The sequence below is a fragment of the Arthrobacter sp. 05T423 genome (genome assembly GCF_056396245.1).
Genome location: NZ_JBFTLC010000081.1, coordinates 1 through 2,220 on the forward strand (window position 1 = coordinate 1; position 2,220 = coordinate 2,220).

Sequence of the window (2,220 nt, forward strand, 5' to 3'; positions counted from 1 at the left end):
CTGGTGCTGACCGCCCTGATGGGTGTGCCGTACGGGTCGGTGAGCATCGCCTCCAACCAGGGGCTGTACATCTCCGCCGCCCCCGAGGACAGGGGAGTGGCCGCCGGGATCTTCCAGACTTGCCGGTACGTCGGCGCCATCAGCGCCACCGTGATGATCGGCATCTTCTACGGTACCGGCGTGAACCAGGAGAACTGGGGCCGCGTGGTGCTGGTGATGCTTGCGCTGAGTGCTGTGACGTTCGTGGTGTCGCTGCTGTGGCGGGATCGGACAGGGCAATAATTCTTTCGGGTCCCCGCCCTTCGTGGACGGGCTAGGCATGGAGGTGCCATTAGAGGCTGGATAATGCCCTCATGGAAGAAATGGACGAAGAATCTACTGTCGTTGGGGCGGCCACGGACGAGGACATATCGGGGGTTCCTTCAAAAGAAGAGCAGCTTGGAAGGAATCAGGAACAGGGGCAGAGTCGGGCCGCGCCGGAAACCACGACGGAGCTCGGGTCCGAGAGGGAACAAGCGCTTCGGAAAGTCGTTCCGCAGGAGACGTTGGCGGCGTTTGCAGAGCAGTTTGGACGGCAGCAGGAGCAGGTGCTTCGGAATGTGGTTCCGCAGGAGACGTTGGCGGCGTTTGCAGAGCAGTTTGGACGGCAGCAGGAGCAGGTGCTTCGGAATGTGGTTCCGCAGGAGACGTTGGCGGCGTTTGCAAAGCAGTTTGGACGGCAGCAGGAGCAGCTGCTTCGGAATGCGGTTCCGCAGGAGACGTTGGCGGCGTTTGCAAAGCAGTTGGACATTCAGCGGGATCAGCTCTATGAGTCAGTCCGATCTACTTACGCCAACCTATCTGCCGCACGTTCTCTCCATTACCCCGCTCTGAAAGTTGTTGATGCCAACAGGACGACCGCCTACTCGCCGGAAATGACAAAATATTCGACATACTTTGAACAGTATGAGTCGGTGGTTGACAGCTTCGAGGAATTTCACGGGGAGTGCTCAAGACTGATGGACAATCATCCTGAGTTTAGCTTTCTGTGGCGAGGCCAGCGGGATGCTGATTGGCCACTTCACAGTTCGTTATTTCGGGAACTGTGGGCCGCGAACGGTGTTCGGGGACCTGAAATCAAACATAGATACGAAGAATCATTTCCTACAGAGGCCGATATGGTTGCAGCTGAAACGGCAATTCTTGAATACATCAGAGAAAACTGGCGATTTGATGATACCGGAGCCCTCTCGACCTTCGCCCGACTCCAGCATTTTGGCGCCCCGACAAGGTTGCTGGACGTATCACGTAATCCCCTGATAGCCGCCTGGTTCGCTACCGAAGCGCACGAGGAGACGGACGAAAAGGATTGCCGTCTTTTTGCGCTGGCTACGGCGACCAGTTCAGTGACTGAGGGAGAACGCGAGCAGCAAGTGCGTAGTAGCCGGGTAGGACCTAGGGATGCCGGCACGGAGTTGCCCTTTTGGCATGCTCTGGAGAGCGACGAAAAGAGGGAAGAGTATCAGTGGGGAACAGGAAGACTCCGCCGCTTCTGGGTGCCTCCCCTTTACGAAAGTCGAATTTCCGCACAGAATGCTGCTTTTATCTTGGACGGAGTTCCTCTAGACTCGCCGTCGCTCGATAAATACTTCCTTAAGCCAGGTGTCAAGGTTCCGTGGAAGATAACTGACCGACTGGCCAGCAGTTCCATAAGTGTGAGGTTTTCACGAACAAACCGACCCGTGAGTCAAAGAATTTCGAAACAACTTCCTCCAACTTTCACTATCCGAATCACATCCAATGCCAAGCGCGAGATACGAAGGGTTTTGAAAGATCGGTACTCTTATCACGGCGCCACCATTTATCCCGACATCCAAGGAGCGGCGCAATCCATACGCTCGGACTTGCGAGGTCTGATAGCTGCGTATAGCTAGAAGCCAGTCTGCAGACTCTAACCACACCGCAAACTCATTTTCACGCAATTGTGGGGCAGTGGCGGTCTCTGTTGGGCATATTCACGCCGCCCGCGGCGAAGGCGATGGACCGGTGCGGCATGCGGAGGGTGCTGATTGTCGGCGTCGTTCTTCGTTCCGCTGGTGCTGACCGCCCTGATGGGTGTGCCGTACGGGTCGGTGAGCATCGCCTCCAACCAGGGGCTGTACATCTCCGCCGCCCCCGAGGACAGGGGAGTGGCCGCCGGGATCTTCCAGACTTGCCGGTACGTCGGCGCCATCAGCGCCA

1 protein-coding gene and 2 pseudogenes are annotated in these 2,220 nt (G+C 57.3%); all 3 read left to right on the forward strand.

Annotation, left to right across the window (positions count from 1 at the left end):
* Window positions 1-282 (forward strand): annotated as a pseudogene (locus AC1DFE_RS23940) (MFS transporter); the annotation flags it as partial.
* A gap of 71 nt (window positions 283-353) precedes the next feature.
* A complete protein-coding gene (locus tag AC1DFE_RS23945; protein WP_476908316.1) occupies window positions 354-1,913 on the forward strand; it encodes an FRG domain-containing protein in 1,560 nt (519 codons plus the stop codon).
* Between the two features lie 156 nt (window positions 1,914-2,069).
* Window positions 2,070-2,220: pseudogene (locus AC1DFE_RS23950) on the forward strand (MFS transporter); the annotation flags it as partial.